We start from the raw sequence: 17,095 nt of genomic DNA, 5'->3' as shown, positions 1-17,095 counted from the left end.
CGTCAGCGGGCCGAGAGGGCGGTCTCGACCACCAGGGCGGCGAGGCGCTCGGCGGCGTCGGGCAGGCCGGCGCCCTTGGCGGCCGCCGCCGCCGTGGCGAGCCGGGCCGGATCGCCGAGCAGCGCGCCGAGGTCGGCGGCGAGCCGCTCAGGGGTGAAGTCCGTTTGTGGTGTGGGAAAGGCGGCGCCGATCCGCCCCAGCACCGCGGCGTTGGCCGCCTGGTCCTGGTCGAGGGCGCCGGGCAGCGGCACCAGGATCGACGGGCGGCCGATCACCGCGAGTTCCGCCACCGTGGAGGCGCCCGAGCGCGCCACCACGAGGTGGGAGGTCGCCATCTTGGCCGGCAGGTCCTTGAAGAACGGCGCCACCGTGAAGGCGGCGAGCCCCGCGGCCTCGTAGAGCGCCTGGACCCGGGCGAGATCCTCCGCGCGGGCCTGCTGGATCACGGTGAGGCGGGCGCGCAGGGGCGCCGGCAGCCGCACCACGGCGTCCGGCACCACGTCGCTCATCACCCGGGCGCCCTGGCTGCCGCCGAAGGCGAGGAGCTGAAGCGGCGCCTCCGCGCCGAGCGCCGGGTAGGGCATCTCGCTCGCCGCCAGCACCGCCGGGCGCACCGGGTTGCCGGTATGGACGCGCCGCGCCGTGGCCTTGGCGGGCACGCCCCGCACCTCGGGGAAGCCGGTGGCGATGACGGTGGCGGCGCGGGCGAGGAAGCCGTTGGCCCGGCCCATCACGGCGTTCTGCTCGTGCAGCAGGGTCGGCACCCGCAGCATCTGGGCGGCCAGCAGCGGCGGCACGGTCGGGTAGCCGCCGAAGCCGACGACGACCGCGGGGTTGAGGCGGCGGATCTCGCGGAGCGCCGCCGCGAAGCCGCGCCCGAGGGTCGCGAAGGCGGTGAGGCGGCGCAACGGCGAGCGCCCGCTCGACGGGGTGGCGGAGGGCACCGCCACGATCTCCGAGGCCGGGAACTCGCCCGACAGGGCCGCGACCCGGCTGTCGGTGGCGAGCGCGACCCGGATGCCGCGCTCGCGCAGGCGCAAGGCCAGGGCCTCGGCCGGAAACAGGTGGCCGCCGGTGCCGCCCGCCGCGAGCAGGACGAGGGGTTGGGCGACCGTCATCGGGCGGCCGGGGCGGAGCGGAGGAGGAACATGCGGTCTCCGGTCGGGTCGAGTAGCCCCCCCGTGTGTCACGGCGGGGCGGCGAGGTCACCCCTCGAGGCGTCCCCGCGGGGATCGGTGCGGACGTCGCGGGGTCGGGATCAGTGCGCCTGGTCCTAGTGCGCTTGGTCCTAGTGCACTTGGCCCTAGTGCGCTTGGCCCTAGTGCGCTTGGCCCTAGTGCGCTTGGCCCTCGTCGCGGTTGAGGAGCGTCGTGCGCGGCCGGCGCCGGGTGAGGGCGACGAGGAAGCCCATCCCGAGGGCGAGCGAGATCAGCGACGAGCCGCCATAGGAGATGAACGGCAGGGTCATGCCCTTGGCGGGCATCAGCCGGGTGTTCACCGCCATGTTGATGCAGGCCTGGAGGCCGAACAGGGCGGTGAGCCCCGTGATGGCGAGCCGGCAGAAGATGTCGTCGCTGCGCCGCGCGAGCACCAGGCCGCGCATCACGATGAAGGCGAACAGCAGCACGATGGCGATGCAGATGATGACGCCGAACTCCTCGCCCGCCACCGAGAAGATGAAGTCGGTATGGGCGTCGGGCAGGTGGCGCTTGGCCACGCCCTCGCCCGGGCCGGTGCCGAACCAGCCGCCCGAATTGAAGGATTCCTGCGACCAGAAGGTCTGGAAGTTGTCGCCCGAATCCTTGTCCATGAAGCGCTGGATGCGGGCCCGGACGTGGGGCAGGAACTCGTAGGCCGCCGCCACGCCGAGGAGGCCGGCGCCGCCGAGGCCCGCGACCCAGAACCAGTGCAGCCCGGCGACGAACACCATCGAGCACCACACCATCGTCACCAGCATGGTCTGGCCGAAATCCGGCTGCAGGATCAGCGGCACGATGGTCATCGGCAGGAGCAGGACGGCGAGCGTGCCGCCCGGCATGTCGCGCCGGCGCGCGCCCTCCGCGAAGGCCCAGGCGGCCAGGATCACGAAGGCGGGCTTCACGAACTCGGAGGGCTGGACGCCGATCGAGCCGAACTGGATCCAACGATGCGCGCCCTTGATCTCCGGCCCGTACTTGGTGGCCGCGATGCACAGCACGATGCCGAGGCCGTAGGTGACCAAGGCCATGCGCCGGATGTGGCGCAGGGACAGGAACGACACCGCCAGGATCAGGGCGATGGTCGGCAGCAGGTACATCACCTGCCGGTTGAGGAAGTGGAAGGTCGGCAGGCCGAGGCGCTCGGCCACGGGCGGACCGCCGGCCATCAGGAAGACCAGCCCGGCCGTCATCAGAACGCCGAGGCCGGCGAGCAGCGCCCGGTCGACCGTCCACCACCAGTCGCCCAGATGCGAGCGTTCCGCGCGGGACATCATGGCTTGCGTAGGCCCCTCGTTCACCAGTCGCGACCATCGGACGGAATGGTAAACCGAGTGTTGCCGCCTCGCCGCAGCGACCGGGAAAGCCGGGACGCCCCCGGGACGTCGGCCGGTGCCCGTCGGCCCTGGAGCTCGTCAGCCCTGGAACATGCCGTGGGGCGCCGGCTCGAAATGCCGGGCGTAGGCGTCGTCCAGGGTCTCCCAGGGCATCAGCATCACCCCGTGCAGGGGCGCCGCCCCGGCCGTGAGCGCCCCGAAGCGCCGCAGGATCAGGGCGAGCTCGTAGGCGGTGATGTCGGGCTTGGGCTCGAAGCGGTAGAAGTGGGTCTCGTTGTCGACCGGCTCGGCGCCGATGCTCTTCAGGAGCGAATCGAACATCGCGAACGTCCCCCCGTCTGCGGCGCGTCGCGCGCCGTCCGGGAGGCTAGGCCGGATGGGGGAGTGCGGCAAATAAACTTGATGGGAGGGGGGCTTCGTTGCGTCACCGCCCGCCCAGGGAGGCTCATTCCGCGGGCCGTGACCGCATCATGCTTTCGGCGAGCCGGATCCCGTCATTCCTCCGGGATGCGCCCTACCCCTCGTGCGGCCCGCTCCAGCCCGGCAGGTACGACGCGTCCTTGGAGCGGGCGAGCTCCATCGCCTCGTCGAGGGCGTCGGAGAAATCGTCCTTCACATCCTTGCGCTTGATGTGGCGGCGCAGGAAGTCGGCCCACAGGAACTCGCTGAACGGCGTCGTGTCCTTGGCAAAGCCCCCGGCCCGGCGCAGCTCGCCGGCGAGGCTGCGGAAGGGATCGTCGCCGAGATCCTCGATGCGCTTGGGCATGTCGCCGACGTCGCGGCGCACGCCGTGGGCATCGTAGGGATGGACCCAGGCCCGGTGGTCGGCCACGACCCAGAACGCGTCCTTCTCGAGGTGGTGCAGGTCGGCCACCACGGTGGTGAAGACGCTCTCGACCCCCTCCTCCTGCAGCGCGCGGGTGAGGTGGTGGTGGTCGATGACGTAGCGGCGCTTCTTCGGCCCGAGCAGGACCGGGATCATGTGCGAGCCGAGGAAGGCCTCCCGGTCCTTGTCCGCCACCTCGCGCCAGCGCTTGCGCTTGGCCGCCACCTCCCGGTAGCCGACCGTCATCTGGGTCGGCCGCAACTCGGCGATCGGCACGCTGTGGAGGATCGGATCGCGGACGGACATCGAGGCCATGGTCCCTGCTGGGCGCGGGACATCCGCGCCGAAGCGATGGAAATTGGCCACACCCTCCCTTGCGTCAAGCCGCCAAGCCGGTGCCGTATGGTCGAAACCGGCCGTTCGACCAAGCTCTGACGACTTAATCCATGGTGCTCCGACTATTTTTTAGATATCCCTCATCCTCTTGCGATCACAAGGGTTTCCATCGGTTTTCGACCGTCGCGGCAGCCCTCCGTCCGGCCCCCGCGGCACGGGGACGGGTCGGCCCGCCCGTCCTTGACTCGGCCGCGATTTGCTCGCCAAGACACCACCACCGAACGCCGCCCCGCTGGGCGTGGCGCCTCGGCCCGGATCCTGCACCGTCATCGCACTGACGCAACGGCACGGCAGGACGCCGGTGAGATCCGGTAATGAGGCACGAAGGACAGGGGCCGACCGACCCGGGATCGACTCGGACGCTCCCCGCGGGCGGCGCCGGGGCATCCGGGGGCCGGCCGTTCCCCCGGGCGGATGGTCGGCGCGCGATGGACACCCAAACTCCCCTGAGCACGTCGGCGCGGCCGCGCGGCCGGCGCGTGGTCCGGCTCCTGGCGCTTCTGCTGGTGGCGGGCGCCGCCGTGGCAGTCTGGCGCGTGCCCGCCCTCGAGCCCGTGCGCGAGCGCATCGCCGCGCTCCTGGCGCCGCGCGAGGGGATCGAGGGACAGGCGCCGGAAGCCGGCGAGACCGCGGCCCCGGTCTTCCGGCCGACGAAGCAGCAGCTCGCGAGCTTCGGCATCGAGACCGTGCAGGCCCGCGACTTCCGGCCCGAGGGCTTCGCCGAGGGGCGGATCGGCGTCAACGAGGACGACAACGTCCCGGTCTACACGCCCTATGCGGGCCGGGTGACCAAGGTGATGGTCCGGGCCGGCGACCGGGTGAAGGCCAACCAGGTGCTGTTCACCCTGGAGGCCGCCGACATGGTCTCGGCCCTCAACGACTACCAGGCGGCGACGAACGCGCTCGCCAAGAACTCCGCCCTGCTCAAGCTCAACCAGACCGTGGCGGCCCGGCTCCAGGAGCTGTTCCAGGCCAAGGCGGTGGCCCTGAAGGACTGGCAGCAGGCGCAGAACGACGTGATCGCGGCCCAGAGCGACCAGCGCTCGGCCGAAGCCTCGCTCCAGGCGGTGCGCAACCGTCTGCGCATCCTCGGCAAGTCCGACGCGGAGATCGACGCCTTCGCCAAGAGTGGCGTGATGAGCCCGGAGACCGAGATCCGCGCGCCGATCGGCGGCACCATCGTGCAGCGCAAGATCGGCCTCGGCCAGTACCTCGCCGCGGGCAGCGACCCGGCTTTCGTCATCGGCGACCTCTCGACCGTGTGGCTCGTCGCCAACGTGCGCGAGAGCGAGGTGCCGCGGATCAAGCTCGGCCAGGAGCTGGAGGCGAGCGTGATCGGCTTCCCCGACCGGGTGTTCAAGGCGAAGATCAGCTACATGGCCGCCGCCCTCGACCCGACGACGCGCCGCCTGCCGGTCCGGGCCGAGATCGACAACGCCGAGGGCCTGCTCCGGCCCGAGATGTTCGCGACCTTCACGATCCTCACCGGGCGCGACGAGCGCGCCCCGGCGGTGCCGGCGGGGGCGATCGTCTACGAGGGCGCCCGCGCCCGGATCTGGGTCGAGCGGCCGGACGGCACCATCGTGTCGCGCGCCGTCACCCTGGGGCTCTCCGGCGGCGGCCTCGTGCAGGTGACGGACGGCCTCAGCCTCGGCGAGCGCGTCGTGACCCGCGGCAGCCTGTTCATCGACCGGGCCGCCTCCGGCGACAAAGCGTCCTGAAACCCGGCACTCCGATACCCGGCCTCCCGACCCCGAGCCGCGCATGAACCGCCTGATCGACTTCGCCCTGCGCCAGCGGGTGCTGGTGCTGCTCCTGTTCCTGGCGATGCTCGGAATCGGCTACGCGAGCTTCCAGCAGCTCAACATCGAGGCCTACCCGGACCCGGTGCCGCCGCTCGTCGACGTCATCACCCAGAATCCCGGCCAGTCGGCCGAGGAGATCGAGCGCTACATCACCATCCCGCTCGAGGTGCAGCTCGCCGGCATTCCCAACGCCACGGTGACGCGGACGATCTCGCTGTTCGGCCTCTCGGACGTGAAGATCCAGTTCACCTACGACTTCACCTACCAGGAGGCGCTGCAGCGGGTGCTCAACCGGCTGTCGCAGCTGCCGCCCCTGCCCAACAACGCCCAGCCGCAGATCTCGCCGACGAGCCCGATCGGCGAGATCATGCGCTACCAGGTGGTCGGCCCGCCGGGCTTCTCCTCGACCGACCTGAAGACCCTGCAGGACTGGGTGCTGCAGCGCCGCTTCAAGGCGATTCCCGGCGTCGTCGACGTCTCGGCCTTCGGCGGCAAGACCAAGGAATTCGAGGTTGCGGTCGACCTGCACAAGCTCCAGGCCCAAGGGCTGACCCTGGTCCAGGTCGTCTCCGCGCTCAACAATTCCAGCACCAATGTCGGCGGCCAGACCCTCAATGTCGGCGAGCAATCGGCGGTGGTGCGCGGGGTCGGCCTCATCCGCGACATGGACGACGTCCGCAACACCATGATCACCCAGGTCGGCGGCGTACCGGTGCTGATCAAGGACGTGGCGGAGGTCCAGGTCAGCAACGCGCCGCGGCTCGGCATCGTCGGGCACGAGAACAACGGCGACATCGTCGAGGGCATCGTGCTGCTCAGCCGCGGCGGCAAGAGCCTGCCGACGATCCAGCGGGTCGAGGCCGAGATCGAGAAGATCAACGCGTCCGGCATCCTGCCGCCCGGCGTGCAGGTGGTGCCGCTCTACGACCGCAGCGCGCTCATCCACACCACCACCCACACGGTGATGCACAACCTCGTCTTCGGCGTGGTGCTGGTGTTCCTGGTGCAGTGGCTCTTCCTCGGCAGCCTGAAGAGCGCGATCATCGTCGCGGCGACGATTCCCTTCGCGCTGGGCTTCGCCATCGCCATCATGGTGGCGCGGGGCGAATCGGCGAACCTCCTGTCGCTCGGCGCGATCGATTTCGGCCTCATCGTCGACGCGACGGTGATCATGGTGGAGAACATCTTCCGCCACCTCGCCGAGCATAAGGGACCGGCGAAAGCCGGCAGCGGGCTCAAGCTCGGGCTGATCGCGTCGGCGGCGCGCGAGGTGAACCGGGCGATCTTCTTCTCCGCCTCGATCATCATCGTGGGCTTCCTGCCACTCTTCACCCTGACGGGCGTCGAGGGCCACATCTTCGGGCCGATGGCGAAGACCTACGCCTACGCGCTCGTCGGCGGTCTCATCGCCACCTACACGGTCTCCCCGGCGCTCTCGGCGCTGATCCTGCCCAACCACGTCGAGGAGCGCGACACCATCGTGGTGAAGATCCTGCGGGCGCTCTTCCGGCCGCTCCAGGGCTTCACCCTCGGCAACCGGATCCTCACCATCCTGGTGACGGTGGCGATGCTCGGCTGCACCGGGCTGGCGATGCGCACCCTCGGCCTCGAGTTCCTCCCCACCCTGGAGGAGGGCAACCTCTACATCCGCGGCACGATGCCGGCCTCGATCTCGCTGGAGGCCGGCAACCCCTACGTCGAGCGGATGCGCAAGATCATCGGCTCCTACCCGGAGGTGACCACGGTCGTCTCGCACCAGGGCCGGCCCGACGACGGCACCGACGCCACCGGGTTCTTCAACGTCGAGTTCTTCGCCCCCCTGAAGCCCGCCGACCAGTGGCGGCCGGGCCTCACCAAGGAGAAGCTGATCGAGGAGGTCTCGGGCCGCCTGCGCGAGGAGCTGCCCGGCATCGAGTTCAACTTCTCGCAATACATCCAGGACAACGTCCAGGAGGCGGCCTCCGGCGTGAAGGGCGAGAACTCGGTCAAGATCTACGGCACCGACCTCGAGCAGATCACCCGCACCGCCAACGACGTGAAGGCGGCGCTCGCGACGGTGCCGGGGGTGACCGACCTCGCGGTCTTCACCTCGCTCGGCCAGCCGACGGTGCGCATCGACATCGACCGGGCGCGGGCGGCCCGCTACGGCCTGGCGCCCGGCGACATCGCCACCACGATCTCGGCGGCGATCGGCGGCCAGACCGCCGGCGACCTCTACGAGTACGGCAGCGACCGCCACTTCCCGATGCGGGTGCGGCTGGCGCCCGAGTACCGCCGCTCGCTGGAGACCATCCGCAACATCACGGTGGGGGCGAACGCGCCCAACGGCGTGATCCAGGTGCCGCTCTCGGAGATCGCCCAGGTCCAGCTCGTATCGGGCGCGGCCTTCATCTACCGCGAGAACCAGGAGCGCTACATCCCGGTCAAGTTCAGCGTGCGCGGGCGCGACCTCGGCGGCGCGGTGATCGAGGCGCAACGGCGCGTCGCCGAGCAGGTCGAGCTGCCGGCCGGCTACCACCTCGAATGGGTCGGCGAGTTCACCAACCTGCAGGGCGCCATCGCGCGGCTGAAGCTCGTGGTGCCGCTGACGATCGGGCTGATCGCGCTCCTGCTCTACGTCAACTTCGCCTCGCTCACCGACACGCTGCTGACCTTGAGCGTCATCCCGATGGCGCTGATCGGCGGCATCTTCGCCCTGGTGCTGACCGGCACGCCGTTCTCGGTCTCGGCGGCGATCGGCTTCATCGCGCTGTTCGGCATCTCGACCATGGAGGGCGTGATCCTGCTCTCCTACTGCAACCAGCTGATGGACGAGGGCTGGGCGCGGGCGGAGGCCATCCACCACGCCGCCGACGTGCGGATGCGCCCGGTGATGATGACCTGCGTGGCGGCCTGCGTCGGCCTCCTGCCGGCGGCGATCTCCACCGGCATCGGCTCGCAGGTGCAGAAGCCCCTGGCGCTGGTGGTGGTGGGCGGCATCCTGCTCGCCCCGATCCTGATCCTGGTGGTGCTGCCGGTGCTGATCGCGGCCTTCTCGCGCCACCGTCCGCGGGCGCCTGTCGCCCCGGTGCGACAGTCCGAACCGGCGGAGTGAGCTAGATGCAGCCCGGTTCCGACACGCCCGCCCCGGCCGAATCCAGCATGCCCCATCCCATGCGCACCCTCCTGCGCCTGCCGGCCGCCCTCGCGGCGCCGCGCGACGAGACCCCGATCCGGGTCACCGTCGCGGCGACCGACGCCGCGGGGGGCACGGGCCGGGAGCCGGACGAGCCCCCGGAGGCCGCCGCCCGCCCGGCCGCCCGCACCGCGGCGCGGATCCTGGCGGCGGCGCTCGCCGCCTCCGCCGCCTCCGCCTGCATGGTCGGGCCCGACTTCCAGGGCGCGACGCCGCCGCCGGTCTCCGCCTACACCAGGGAGGGGTTGCGCAACCCGCCCGTGACCGCCGAGGACCGGCGCAACGGCGCGCTCGGCCAGAGCTTCGCGCAGGGGCGCGACGTGCCGGGCGAGTGGTGGCGGCTCTTTCGCTCCCGGGCCCTCGACAGCCTGGTCGAGGAGGCGCTCGCCCGCAACCCGACCCTCGACGCCGCCCAGGCCACGCTGCGTGCGGCCCGCGCCACCACCGAGGCGCAGCGTGGCGCGCTCTTTCCCCAGGTCGGCTTCGGGGCGCAATCCTCCTACAACAAGGCCCCGGGCGGCGACCTGCAATCGCCGCTCAACGACAACTCGCTGCTCTACAGCCTCGTCACCCCGCAGGTGACGGTGAGCTTTGCCCCCGACGTGTTCGGCGGCACCCGGCGCGCCCTCGAATCGCAGGCGGCGCAGGAGGAGGGGCAGCGCTGGCAGCTCGAGGCCGCCTATCTCACGCTCACCGCCAACGTCGTCGCGGCGGCGATCCAGGAGGCGTCGCTCCGGGCCCAGATCGCCGCGACCGAGAAGGTGATCCAGGCCCAGACCGACCTCCTGAACCTGATCACCAAGCAGTCGAATGCCGGCCAGGTCGCGGGGGCCGACGTGGTGCAGCAGACCGCGCTCCTCGCCCAGTCGCAGCAATTGCTGCCGCCGCTGCAGCGGGCGCTGGCGCAGCAGCGCAACCTGCTCACGGCCCTCGCCGGCCGCTTCCCGAGCGAGGAGGTGAGCCAGACCTTCACGCTGGCCTCCCTGCACCTGCCCCGCACCCTGCCGGTCAGCCTGCCCTCGCGGCTCGTCGAGCAGCGCCCCGACGTGAAGGCGGCGGAGGCCGCGGTCCACGCAGCCAGCGCCCAGGTCGGCGTCGCGGTGGCCAACCGCCTGCCGCAATTCACCATCTCGGGCGCGATCGGCGCCAGCGCGACCAATTTCGCGGCGCTCCTCAACCCGGCCGCCAGCCTCTGGACCATCGCCGGCGCGGTGGCCCAGCCCCTCTTCGACGGCGGCACCCTCTTCCGGCGCCAGCAGGCGGCGGAGGAGACGCTGGTCGCGGCCCAGGCCCAGTACCGCGCCACCGTCATCGGCGCCTACCAGAACGTCGCCGATGCGCTCCGCGCCCTCCAGTCCGATGGCCGCGCGGTGGCCGCCGCCAACGCCGCCGTCTCGGCGAGCCGCCAGAGCGTGGAACTGGTGCGCAAGCAATTCGGCCTCGGCGCCGTCAGCAGCGCCTCGCTGCTGATCACCCAGTCGGCCTACCTCCAGGCCGTGGTGACCCAGGCCCAGGCCCAGGCCAACCAATATGCCGACACCGCCGCCCTGTTCCAGGCGCTCGGCGGCGGCTGGTGGAACCGCCGCGACGTGAAGCCGGCCCGCGACCCGAAGGACCCGGCGCCGTTCCTGTAACGGACCGCCCGCGGCCGGAGGCGAAGCGCAAGCGTCCGTCGCGCAATTGCCGTCACCCGGGCGATGCCGTGCGCGTCCGCGAACGAGCGCCCCCTTCGATCCGGTCTTCGCGCGCGAAGCCAACGGGATCGATGGCTCGGGCGGGGGCGACCGTCGGGGCCGTGGCCTCCCCGGCCCCGAGCTTCCATTCCGGCCGCGATCACCGGGACGACTGCGCTCATACGACGCGCCGCCCTCATTCCGCATCTCCTGCCCGACCGGGATGATCCTCGATCGTGAAACGTTATAATATATCATTCCGTCATGCATCGTGACGGGTGGCCCATTCATGAGAGGTTGCCGCAGGCGATGAGCGATTTCCAGACCGTGACCGAGGGTCCGGCCGTTGGCGCGACGAATGCGCGTTCGATCACCTATTGCCTCACGGAAGCCAACAAGGCCCTGCAGACCTGGGTGCAGAACGTCAGCCGGCGCGACATCGATGCGGTCCTCGACCTCTACGCACCCGACGCCATCCTCGTGCCGACGCTCTCCGACGACGTGCGCGAACGGGAGGACAGCCGCCGCCGCTACTTCGAGATGTTTCTCGCCAACGAGGGCCTGAGCTGCGGCATCACGGTGCAGAAGGGCCGCGTCAGCGCCAGGCTCGGCACCGTCGTCATCGGCGGCCTCTACTGCTTCACGATGGTCAGGGAGGGCCGCACGGAGATCGTGCCGGCACGGTTCCTGTTCACCTTCGAGGAGATCGACGGCCGGTGGCTGATCACGGGACATCACTCGTCCCAGGCCGTCGAGTAGCCGCGGCGCACGCCGACCGGGGGCTCCGCTCGCGTCCCGTCGCCGAGCCCGCGGATCCCGCATGTCGGGACTCGGCGGCCATCGAACGGATCGCGACGCGGAGCCAAAACGTTTCTACCCCGTTTCCAGCGAAGCGGTGATGGGCCGGGGGGTTCCGTGAGCGTCGGATTGTTGGCTCTTCTGGACGACGTGGCGTTCATGGTCAGGAGCGCGGCCGCGTCCCTCGACGACGTGGCGGCGCAGGCCGCGCGGGCCGGGACGAAGGCCGCCGGCGTCGTCATCGACGATGCGGCCGTGACGCCGCGCTACGTCGTCGGCTTCGCGGCCGAGCGCGAATTGCCGATCGTCGGCAAGATCGCGCTGGGATCGCTGCGCAACAAGCTCCTGTTCCTGCTCCCCGGCGCCCTCGCGCTCAGCGCCTTCGCGCCGTGGGCGATCACCCCGCTGCTCATGCTGGGCGGTGCCTATCTCTGCTACGAGGGCGCCGAGAAGGTCTACGAGGCCCTGGTCCCCCATGCGTCGCACGGGGACGAGGAGGCGCAGCCGGCCGGCACGGGGCACGACCCGGCCCTGGAGGAGCGCCGCGTGGCGGGCGCCATCAAGACCGACTTCATCCTGTCGGCCGAGATCATGGCCATCACCCTCGCCGCCCTGCCCGAGGGCAGCGTGTGGATGAAGGCGGCGGTCCTGGCGATCGTCGGCATCGGCATCACGGTCGGGGTCTACGGCGTCGTCGCCCTCATCGTGAAGGCGGACGATGCCGGGCTCGCCCTTGCCCGCAGCCGGGCGGGCGCGCCCTTCGGCAACCTCATCCGGGGGATCGGCCGCTTCGTGGTAAGGGGCATGCCGGTCCTGCTCAAGGTGCTCGCCGTCGTCGGCACGGCGGCGATGGTCTGGGTCGGCGGCGGCATCCTGATGCACGGGCTCGAGGGCTACGGTTTGTCGGCTCCGGCGCACGCGGCGCATGCCGCAGCGGAAAGCCTGGGCGCGCTGCTTCCATCCGCCAGGGGCGCCATCGAATGGCTGGTGACGGCCGCGGCCTCGGGCCTCCTCGGCCTCCTCGTCGGCGGGGTGCTGATCCCGGTGGTGAACGGCGTGTCGGGCCTGCTGCGCCGTCGCGACGCTTCCGCCGGGAAGCACCCGGCATAGACCGGGGCGTGATCGCCCGCGCGACGGTCCGGCCCCCGTCTTCGGCGGCTCGCCGTTCTCCTCCCGCAACGTCGCCGGAAGGCGCGGCGGCGTCGCCGCCAGGACATGGGCGGCGGCGAAGGGCCGGATCGGTCACGATCCGGGGCGATGATCTTACCTTCCTCTAGGTCCTTCAGGCTGTATCGACTTCCGCCCGCAGCGAATGTAGGTTGCGGCCTCGGCCGATCGACAGCCGTTGCGGCCGGCCGGAGGCGGGAGAGCACGGCCATGAACCAGATGCGCCACGACCTGGCGGGCGCACACCCGCTCGACCCCGCCGGGACGCCGCCCGGCGAGGCCCCGCCCGCCGATCTGGCGGCCCTCGCCCGGATGGTGCGCGTCGACGCCGCCACCGGCGACCTCGTCATCGCCAACGGCGTCGCCCGGCTGGTGCTCAAGCGCGACGGCACCATCCGGGTCGAGGGCGTGCGGATCGTCGGGACGGCCGACGAGACGATCGCGCTGCGCGCCGCCGTGATCGACCTGAACTGAGCCGCCGTCATGTGGGCGGTGGACAACCGCACCCCGTTCGCGGCGCAAGGCTCGTTCCTGCGCGACAGGCACGGGGTGGAGCACTGGGTGGTGGCGGTGCGCGCCTGCTTCTCGCTGCGCGCCGACGGCCTCCTGGACGTGGCGCCGGAGCCTCCCCCGGTCCGGCTCGTGGGCGAGTATGTCGACGGGCAGGCCCGCGAGATGAAGGCCGCCGCCGACATCGCGCCGTTCCGGCCGGCGGCCGACATCCTGGTGCGGGGCATCGCCTGCGCCCCCGGCGAGGCGGTGCGACGGACCTGCGCCGTGCGCGTGCGCGTGCGCGTGGGAGCGATCGAGAAGCGCGCCCGCGTCACCGGCCGGCGGATGCTGCGGCGCACCGGGGGCCGCCGCGGCCGCCTGACCCTGGACGGCCCGGAGGACTTCGCCGGCGTGCGGCTGGTCTGGCGCGCCGCCCTCGGCGGGGTCGATCCGTTCGCGGAGCCCGGCAGCCCCGCCGCCGCGCCGCACCCGCACAACCCCGTCGGGCGGGGCTGGACGGCGCGATGGTCCGACCTGCCCGAAGGCGCCGAACTGGCGCTGCCCCTGATCGAGGACCCGGCCGGTCGTCCCCGGCCGGCCGCTGCCGCCGCCGCACGGCTTCGGGCCGCTCCAGCCGGCCTGGCGCCCCCGCCTCGACCATGCCGGCACCTACGACGAGGCCTGGATGGCGACCCGCGCGCCGCTGCCGCCGGAGGATTTCTCCGAGGCCTTCCACTAGGCCGCCCCGGCCGACCAGATCTATCCGGGGGTGCTGCGCGGCGGCGAGCCGGTCGAGGTCGAGGGCCTGCACCCGGACGGTCCCTACGCCTTCCGCCTGCCGCAGGTTCTCCTGGAGGCCCGCACCCGCATCGGCACGGCGCGCATGCAGGAGCGGCTGCGCCTCGTCGCGGCGATCCTCGACGGCAGCGCGCGCAGCGTCGAGCTGATCTTCAACGCCGCCGTGGCGTGCAACGGGCGCGACCACGCGGTCGAGGGCTCGACCGTGACGGTGCGGCAGATGGCGGGGGTGGCGCGGTGAGCGGCCTGACCTCGACCGAGACGGTCAAGATCAACGACCTGACCCTGTGCCACAAGCACTCGGCGATCGGCTTCGTGCGCGCGACGCTGCCGGACGTGTGCCGCTCGCCGGTGGCGCCGGTGCCGTACGCGAACGTCGCCTATGCCCGCGACCTGGAGAACGGGACGGTGACCGTCCGTTCGCATGGCGGGGCGATGAACGGGGTGAAGGGCTCGCGCTTCTACCCGTCCTACGACGACGAGCCGGGCACGGGCGGGGGCGTCACGTCGGGGGTGAACCGGCACGAGGCGACGTGGCTGTCCTGGTCGCCGAACGTGTTCATGGAGGGCCGGCCGGTCACGCGGTTGACCGACAAGATGATGATGAACCGGGGGAATACGGTCAGCGTCGGGGGATATCAAACGAGGAAGCCAATCGGCAAAGAGGTTCATATTTGCGAAATAGCCTGCCCCTGTTATGTAAAAAATAAAAATTTCAGCGCCAGCAATCGGTATTCTATTTGTTTTACAAAAGATGTCCGTAGCCGATACCCGGAAGTTGTTGCTGGTGATCCGGGGTCAGGAACCGGTTTAGCCTCCGAGATCGGGTTTTGGGCCCCCCTGAATCCGAAAAACCTTCCCGGCTCGACGACGCCTCCGGGAGGAATAATCAGTCCCAGCAAACTATTTCCGTTCTGGAGGAATAGCGGAAGCCGCTGGATAGATGCAATTTATATTCAAGATGGCCAAATGACTGATATGTGGGAGATTAAATTTGGAGATGACGCCCCGAATGACCTTGCAAAAGATCTATCTTATCGTGCGATTGCAAATAAATATGGCTCCAAGTACGATGGAGAATTTCGAGTTCCAGAGTGGTGTGACGATTGCAGTCAAGAAGAAGACAGACAAAAATCGGAACAGACTGCCGATGCCCTTGCAAGACAGCGAAAATACGAAGCGATCGGCCGCGCGCTGCGTCAGGGTCCGAAATGGCTGCCCCTTCCGGTCCCTCTCGGCATCCCACTACCTCGATAATTGAGGCATGATCATGATCTCGCTCGCTGAAGTTATTGCATACATCGCAGACTTAAATCGCACCGATACTTTTTACGAACTTGATGACAAGTATTTTTTCCATTCTCACAATTTGATAAATTGTAGCTTTGGAGCCACATCGGAATTTTACTTCGTTGCCACCGGCAGGCGGCAGTTAAAAGATACGACTGTAAATTTGGCTGAGGAATACTATAATATCTTGAATCCTGTAGAGGCATACATTGCATCTGATACGTCCAACACCAAAATTAATTCATCAAAAGACATAAGCTCATTCATAAGGCACGGGCGCTTACGTTGGCGGTTCGAACAGCCTGACGAACCAATGTCATTCTACGTTCGTGGAGTAGAACCGGGCTTGAAGAGGTTCGAACCTTCGCATATCGATTTTTCTTGCTTGATTGACGCTGCTAATTTCGCGCTTGGCGGAAGTTTATACTACAATTTTTACTTAAATAAATTAAATGAAAATGTCGATGATTACATCAAATTATTCAAAAATACCTGTGAAAAGTTGCGCTCAAGCTACGCTGTTTCGGGAATTTCCCTTCTGTATGGCACATACTCAAGCATCCAGCCCGAACTTTGCTATCCGATTTACAAAATATTTCCAGGACTAGTTTACGCAGACGTCAATGGCTTTAGACTTGAAACACAAAAAAGAGAAGACGTCATACGTGATGTTAATTGGTTGACTGCTGTAGGATCGATTATACTTGAAAAGCATCCCAGCATCGTAAAAGCTGCCGAGCGTCCTCCAGCGGGTGTCATTGTACATCGTTATGATACCGGAGTCATTTTCCAGGCCGGCGCTCGGCCCATGATCGGCGACGCCAATTTCGATGACGTGCCACCTGCCTATAAGGCCGTCAACCGAATCCTGAGGCCGGCCAGGTTCGAAGAGTACCGCGGACCGTACCTGCGCGTACCTGATATTGTTGATGGCAACGCGGCGACGCGCGAATGGATTACGCGCTTTGACTGATTTTCGAAGGAAAATTCGATGGAATACATCAGAATCGACATATCCCGCCCCACCGACGACGACCCTACGCTGGTCGTCTCCGAAATCGGCAGGGACGACCGCGCCGAAGTCCGCCGGGTCGCACATTTCCCCGACGGGCGCATTGAACGCGCCTCGGAAGAAACGGAGACACGCGACACCCGACTCTCCGTCCCGGCCATCCCGACTCTCGACGAACTCCGTGCTCACGGCGCATCCGAGTGGACTGCCGGGTTGATCACCAAGGAAGAGTTCGAGGATCTTTGGACGGAGGCGTGCGCACGCCAGACCCGATAGCATCATGCCCACCGACCGCCTCCCCGCCATCCTCGCCGTCGGCCTGTGCAGCCCGCTCGGTGCCACGTTCGCCGAGACCGCCCGGCGCTACGCCGCGGGCGAGCGGGCACAGCGGTTCGAACGCGCCCTCGTCGGCGCGGACGGGCTGCCACCGACGCTCGCCCAGGCGATCCCGATCGCCGAGTGCCGCGACTACGGTCGGCGGCTGCGGCGCCTGCTCGCCGCCGCGCTCGCCGATTGCGCCGGCCGGGTGCCGCCGCCGGGCGGCTGGCTCCTGCGGCTCACGGTGCGGCCGGAGCTCTGCGAGCATCCCGACCGGGACGCGTTCCGCGCTTCCCTGCTGGAGCCGCATGCCGGCCTCCTGCGCGACCTCGACCTCCTGCCGGGCGGGCCGGCCGAGGCCCTGTCCGACCTCGCCCACGCCGCCGTCGCGGTCCGGGACGGGGCCGAGGACCACGTCCTGGTCGGTGCCCTCGACAGCGCCATCCACCCGCTCCTGCTCGACCGCCTCGCGGTGGAGGAGCGGATCCTGATGCGCGGCAATCCCTGGGGTCTGATCCCCGGCGAGGCCGCGGTCGTGATGGCCCTCGGTCTCGAGACCGGGGAGCCGGCGCACGGTCCCGGGCGCGGTGCCGTGCTCGGCGTCTTCCGCGGCGTCGAGGAGGAGGACGTGGCCGCGCCGCGGGGCCTGATCGGGCGGTGGCTCGCCAAGGCCTTCGCGCGCGGTGCCCGCTTCCTGCCGCCGGACCGCCTGCTGGCCGACCTCACCGGCGAGCGCTGGCGGGCCGAGGAGTTCGGCGTCGCGGTCGCGCGCGCCGCCGCGCCCGGGGCCGGCATCGCCGCGCTCGCCGCCG

The 17,095-nt window shown here is 69.4% G+C and carries 14 protein-coding genes and 1 pseudogene; 11 read left to right on the top strand and 4 right to left on the bottom strand.

Going from position 1 to position 17,095, the window contains the following annotated elements:
• Window positions 1–2: 2 nt before the first annotated feature.
• From murG to QR78_RS18735, 4 genes are all read right to left on the bottom strand, one after another.
• On the bottom strand, window positions 3–1,118 hold the full coding sequence (murG, locus tag QR78_RS18750; RefSeq protein WP_048429080.1) for an undecaprenyldiphospho-muramoylpentapeptide beta-N-acetylglucosaminyltransferase: 1,116 nt from the start codon (window positions 1,116–1,118) through the stop codon (window positions 3–5).
• A gap of 215 nt (window positions 1,119–1,333) precedes the next feature.
• Window positions 1,334–2,473: an FtsW/RodA/SpoVE family cell cycle protein gene (locus QR78_RS18745; RefSeq protein WP_048429079.1), complete on the bottom strand. Its 1,140-nt coding sequence runs from the start codon at window positions 2,471–2,473 to the stop codon at window positions 1,334–1,336.
• 138 nt (window positions 2,474–2,611) lie between these two features.
• Window positions 2,612–2,854 (bottom strand): hypothetical protein, encoded by a 243-nt coding sequence (locus tag QR78_RS18740; RefSeq protein ID WP_048429078.1) that lies wholly within the window; start codon window positions 2,852–2,854, stop codon window positions 2,612–2,614.
• A 193-nt stretch (window positions 2,855–3,047) separates the two neighbouring features.
• Complete coding sequence (locus QR78_RS18735; RefSeq protein WP_048429104.1) at window positions 3,048–3,665, bottom strand: ParB-like protein; 618 nt, start codon at window positions 3,663–3,665, stop codon at window positions 3,048–3,050.
• 518 nt (window positions 3,666–4,183) lie between these two features.
• Here QR78_RS18735 and QR78_RS18730 point away from each other — a divergent pair.
• From QR78_RS18730 to QR78_RS18690, 11 genes and pseudogenes are all read left to right on the top strand, one after another.
• Window positions 4,184–5,476 (top strand): efflux RND transporter periplasmic adaptor subunit, encoded by a 1,293-nt coding sequence (locus QR78_RS18730; RefSeq protein WP_048429077.1) that lies wholly within the window; start codon window positions 4,184–4,186, stop codon window positions 5,474–5,476.
• A 43-nt stretch (window positions 5,477–5,519) separates the two neighbouring features.
• Complete coding sequence (locus tag QR78_RS18725) at window positions 5,520–8,654, top strand: efflux RND transporter permease subunit (protein WP_048429076.1); 3,135 nt, start codon at window positions 5,520–5,522, stop codon at window positions 8,652–8,654.
• Window positions 8,655–8,659: 5 nt separating this feature from the next.
• Window positions 8,660–10,369 (top strand): efflux transporter outer membrane subunit, encoded by a 1,710-nt coding sequence (locus QR78_RS18720; RefSeq protein ID WP_244276296.1) that lies wholly within the window; start codon window positions 8,660–8,662, stop codon window positions 10,367–10,369.
• A gap of 348 nt (window positions 10,370–10,717) precedes the next feature.
• The gene (locus QR78_RS18715) at window positions 10,718–11,167 is read left to right on the top strand and encodes a nuclear transport factor 2 family protein (RefSeq protein ID WP_082171580.1); all 450 of its coding nucleotides are present in this window, start codon (window positions 10,718–10,720) and stop codon (window positions 11,165–11,167) included.
• Between the two features lie 156 nt (window positions 11,168–11,323).
• Window positions 11,324–12,316 (top strand): DUF808 domain-containing protein, encoded by a 993-nt coding sequence (locus QR78_RS18710; RefSeq protein WP_048429075.1) that lies wholly within the window; start codon window positions 11,324–11,326, stop codon window positions 12,314–12,316.
• 267 nt (window positions 12,317–12,583) lie between these two features.
• The gene (locus tag QR78_RS18705; RefSeq protein WP_048429074.1) at window positions 12,584–12,847 is read left to right on the top strand and encodes a hypothetical protein; all 264 of its coding nucleotides are present in this window, start codon (window positions 12,584–12,586) and stop codon (window positions 12,845–12,847) included.
• Window positions 12,848–12,856: 9 nt separating this feature from the next.
• Window positions 12,857–13,904, top strand: a pseudogene (locus tag QR78_RS36720) (DUF2169 family type VI secretion system accessory protein).
• On the top strand, window positions 13,901–14,920 hold the full coding sequence (locus tag QR78_RS34990; protein ID WP_244276298.1) for a DUF4150 domain-containing protein: 1,020 nt from the start codon (window positions 13,901–13,903) through the stop codon (window positions 14,918–14,920). The pseudogene QR78_RS36720 and the gene QR78_RS34990 overlap by 4 nt, the downstream one beginning before the upstream one ends.
• Before the next feature lie 7 nt (window positions 14,921–14,927).
• Complete coding sequence (locus tag QR78_RS32965; protein ID WP_082171582.1) at window positions 14,928–15,926, top strand: type VI immunity family protein; 999 nt, start codon at window positions 14,928–14,930, stop codon at window positions 15,924–15,926.
• An 18-nt stretch (window positions 15,927–15,944) separates the two neighbouring features.
• Window positions 15,945–16,241 carry a DUF6881 domain-containing protein gene (locus QR78_RS18695; RefSeq protein ID WP_048429073.1) on the top strand — a complete coding sequence of 99 codons (297 nt, stop codon included), beginning with the start codon at window positions 15,945–15,947 and terminating at the stop codon, window positions 16,239–16,241.
• Window positions 16,242–16,245: 4 nt separating this feature from the next.
• Window positions 16,246–17,095, top strand: an 850-nt coding sequence (locus QR78_RS18690; protein ID WP_048429072.1) for a hypothetical protein, incomplete at its 3' end; no start/stop codon positions are given.

The sequence above is a fragment of the Methylobacterium indicum genome (assembly GCF_001043895.1).
Taxonomy (GTDB): domain Bacteria; phylum Pseudomonadota; class Alphaproteobacteria; order Rhizobiales; family Beijerinckiaceae; genus Methylobacterium; species Methylobacterium indicum.
This window is presented reverse-complemented; position numbering and strand designations above follow the sequence as displayed.

Coding starts and splice junctions, on each gene's coding strand:
- murG (WP_048429080.1), bottom strand. CDS start 1,118: ATGACGGTCGCCCAACCCCTCGTCCTGCTCGCGGCGGGCGGCACCGGC.
- QR78_RS18745 (WP_048429079.1), bottom strand. CDS start 2,473: ATGATGTCCCGCGCGGAACGCTCGCATCTGGGCGACTGGTGGTGGACG.
- QR78_RS18740 (WP_048429078.1), bottom strand. CDS start 2,854: ATGTTCGATTCGCTCCTGAAGAGCATCGGCGCCGAGCCGGTCGACAAC.
- QR78_RS18735 (WP_048429104.1), bottom strand. CDS start 3,665: ATGTCCGTCCGCGATCCGATCCTCCACAGCGTGCCGATCGCCGAGTTG.
- QR78_RS18730 (WP_048429077.1), top strand. CDS start 4,184: ATGGACACCCAAACTCCCCTGAGCACGTCGGCGCGGCCGCGCGGCCGG.
- QR78_RS18725 (WP_048429076.1), top strand. CDS start 5,520: ATGAACCGCCTGATCGACTTCGCCCTGCGCCAGCGGGTGCTGGTGCTG.
- QR78_RS18720 (WP_244276296.1), top strand. CDS start 8,660: ATGCAGCCCGGTTCCGACACGCCCGCCCCGGCCGAATCCAGCATGCCC.
- QR78_RS18715 (WP_082171580.1), top strand. CDS start 10,718: ATGAGCGATTTCCAGACCGTGACCGAGGGTCCGGCCGTTGGCGCGACG.
- QR78_RS18705 (WP_048429074.1), top strand. CDS start 12,584: ATGAACCAGATGCGCCACGACCTGGCGGGCGCACACCCGCTCGACCCC.
- QR78_RS32965 (WP_082171582.1), top strand. CDS start 14,928: ATGATCATGATCTCGCTCGCTGAAGTTATTGCATACATCGCAGACTTA.
- QR78_RS18695 (WP_048429073.1), top strand. CDS start 15,945: ATGGAATACATCAGAATCGACATATCCCGCCCCACCGACGACGACCCT.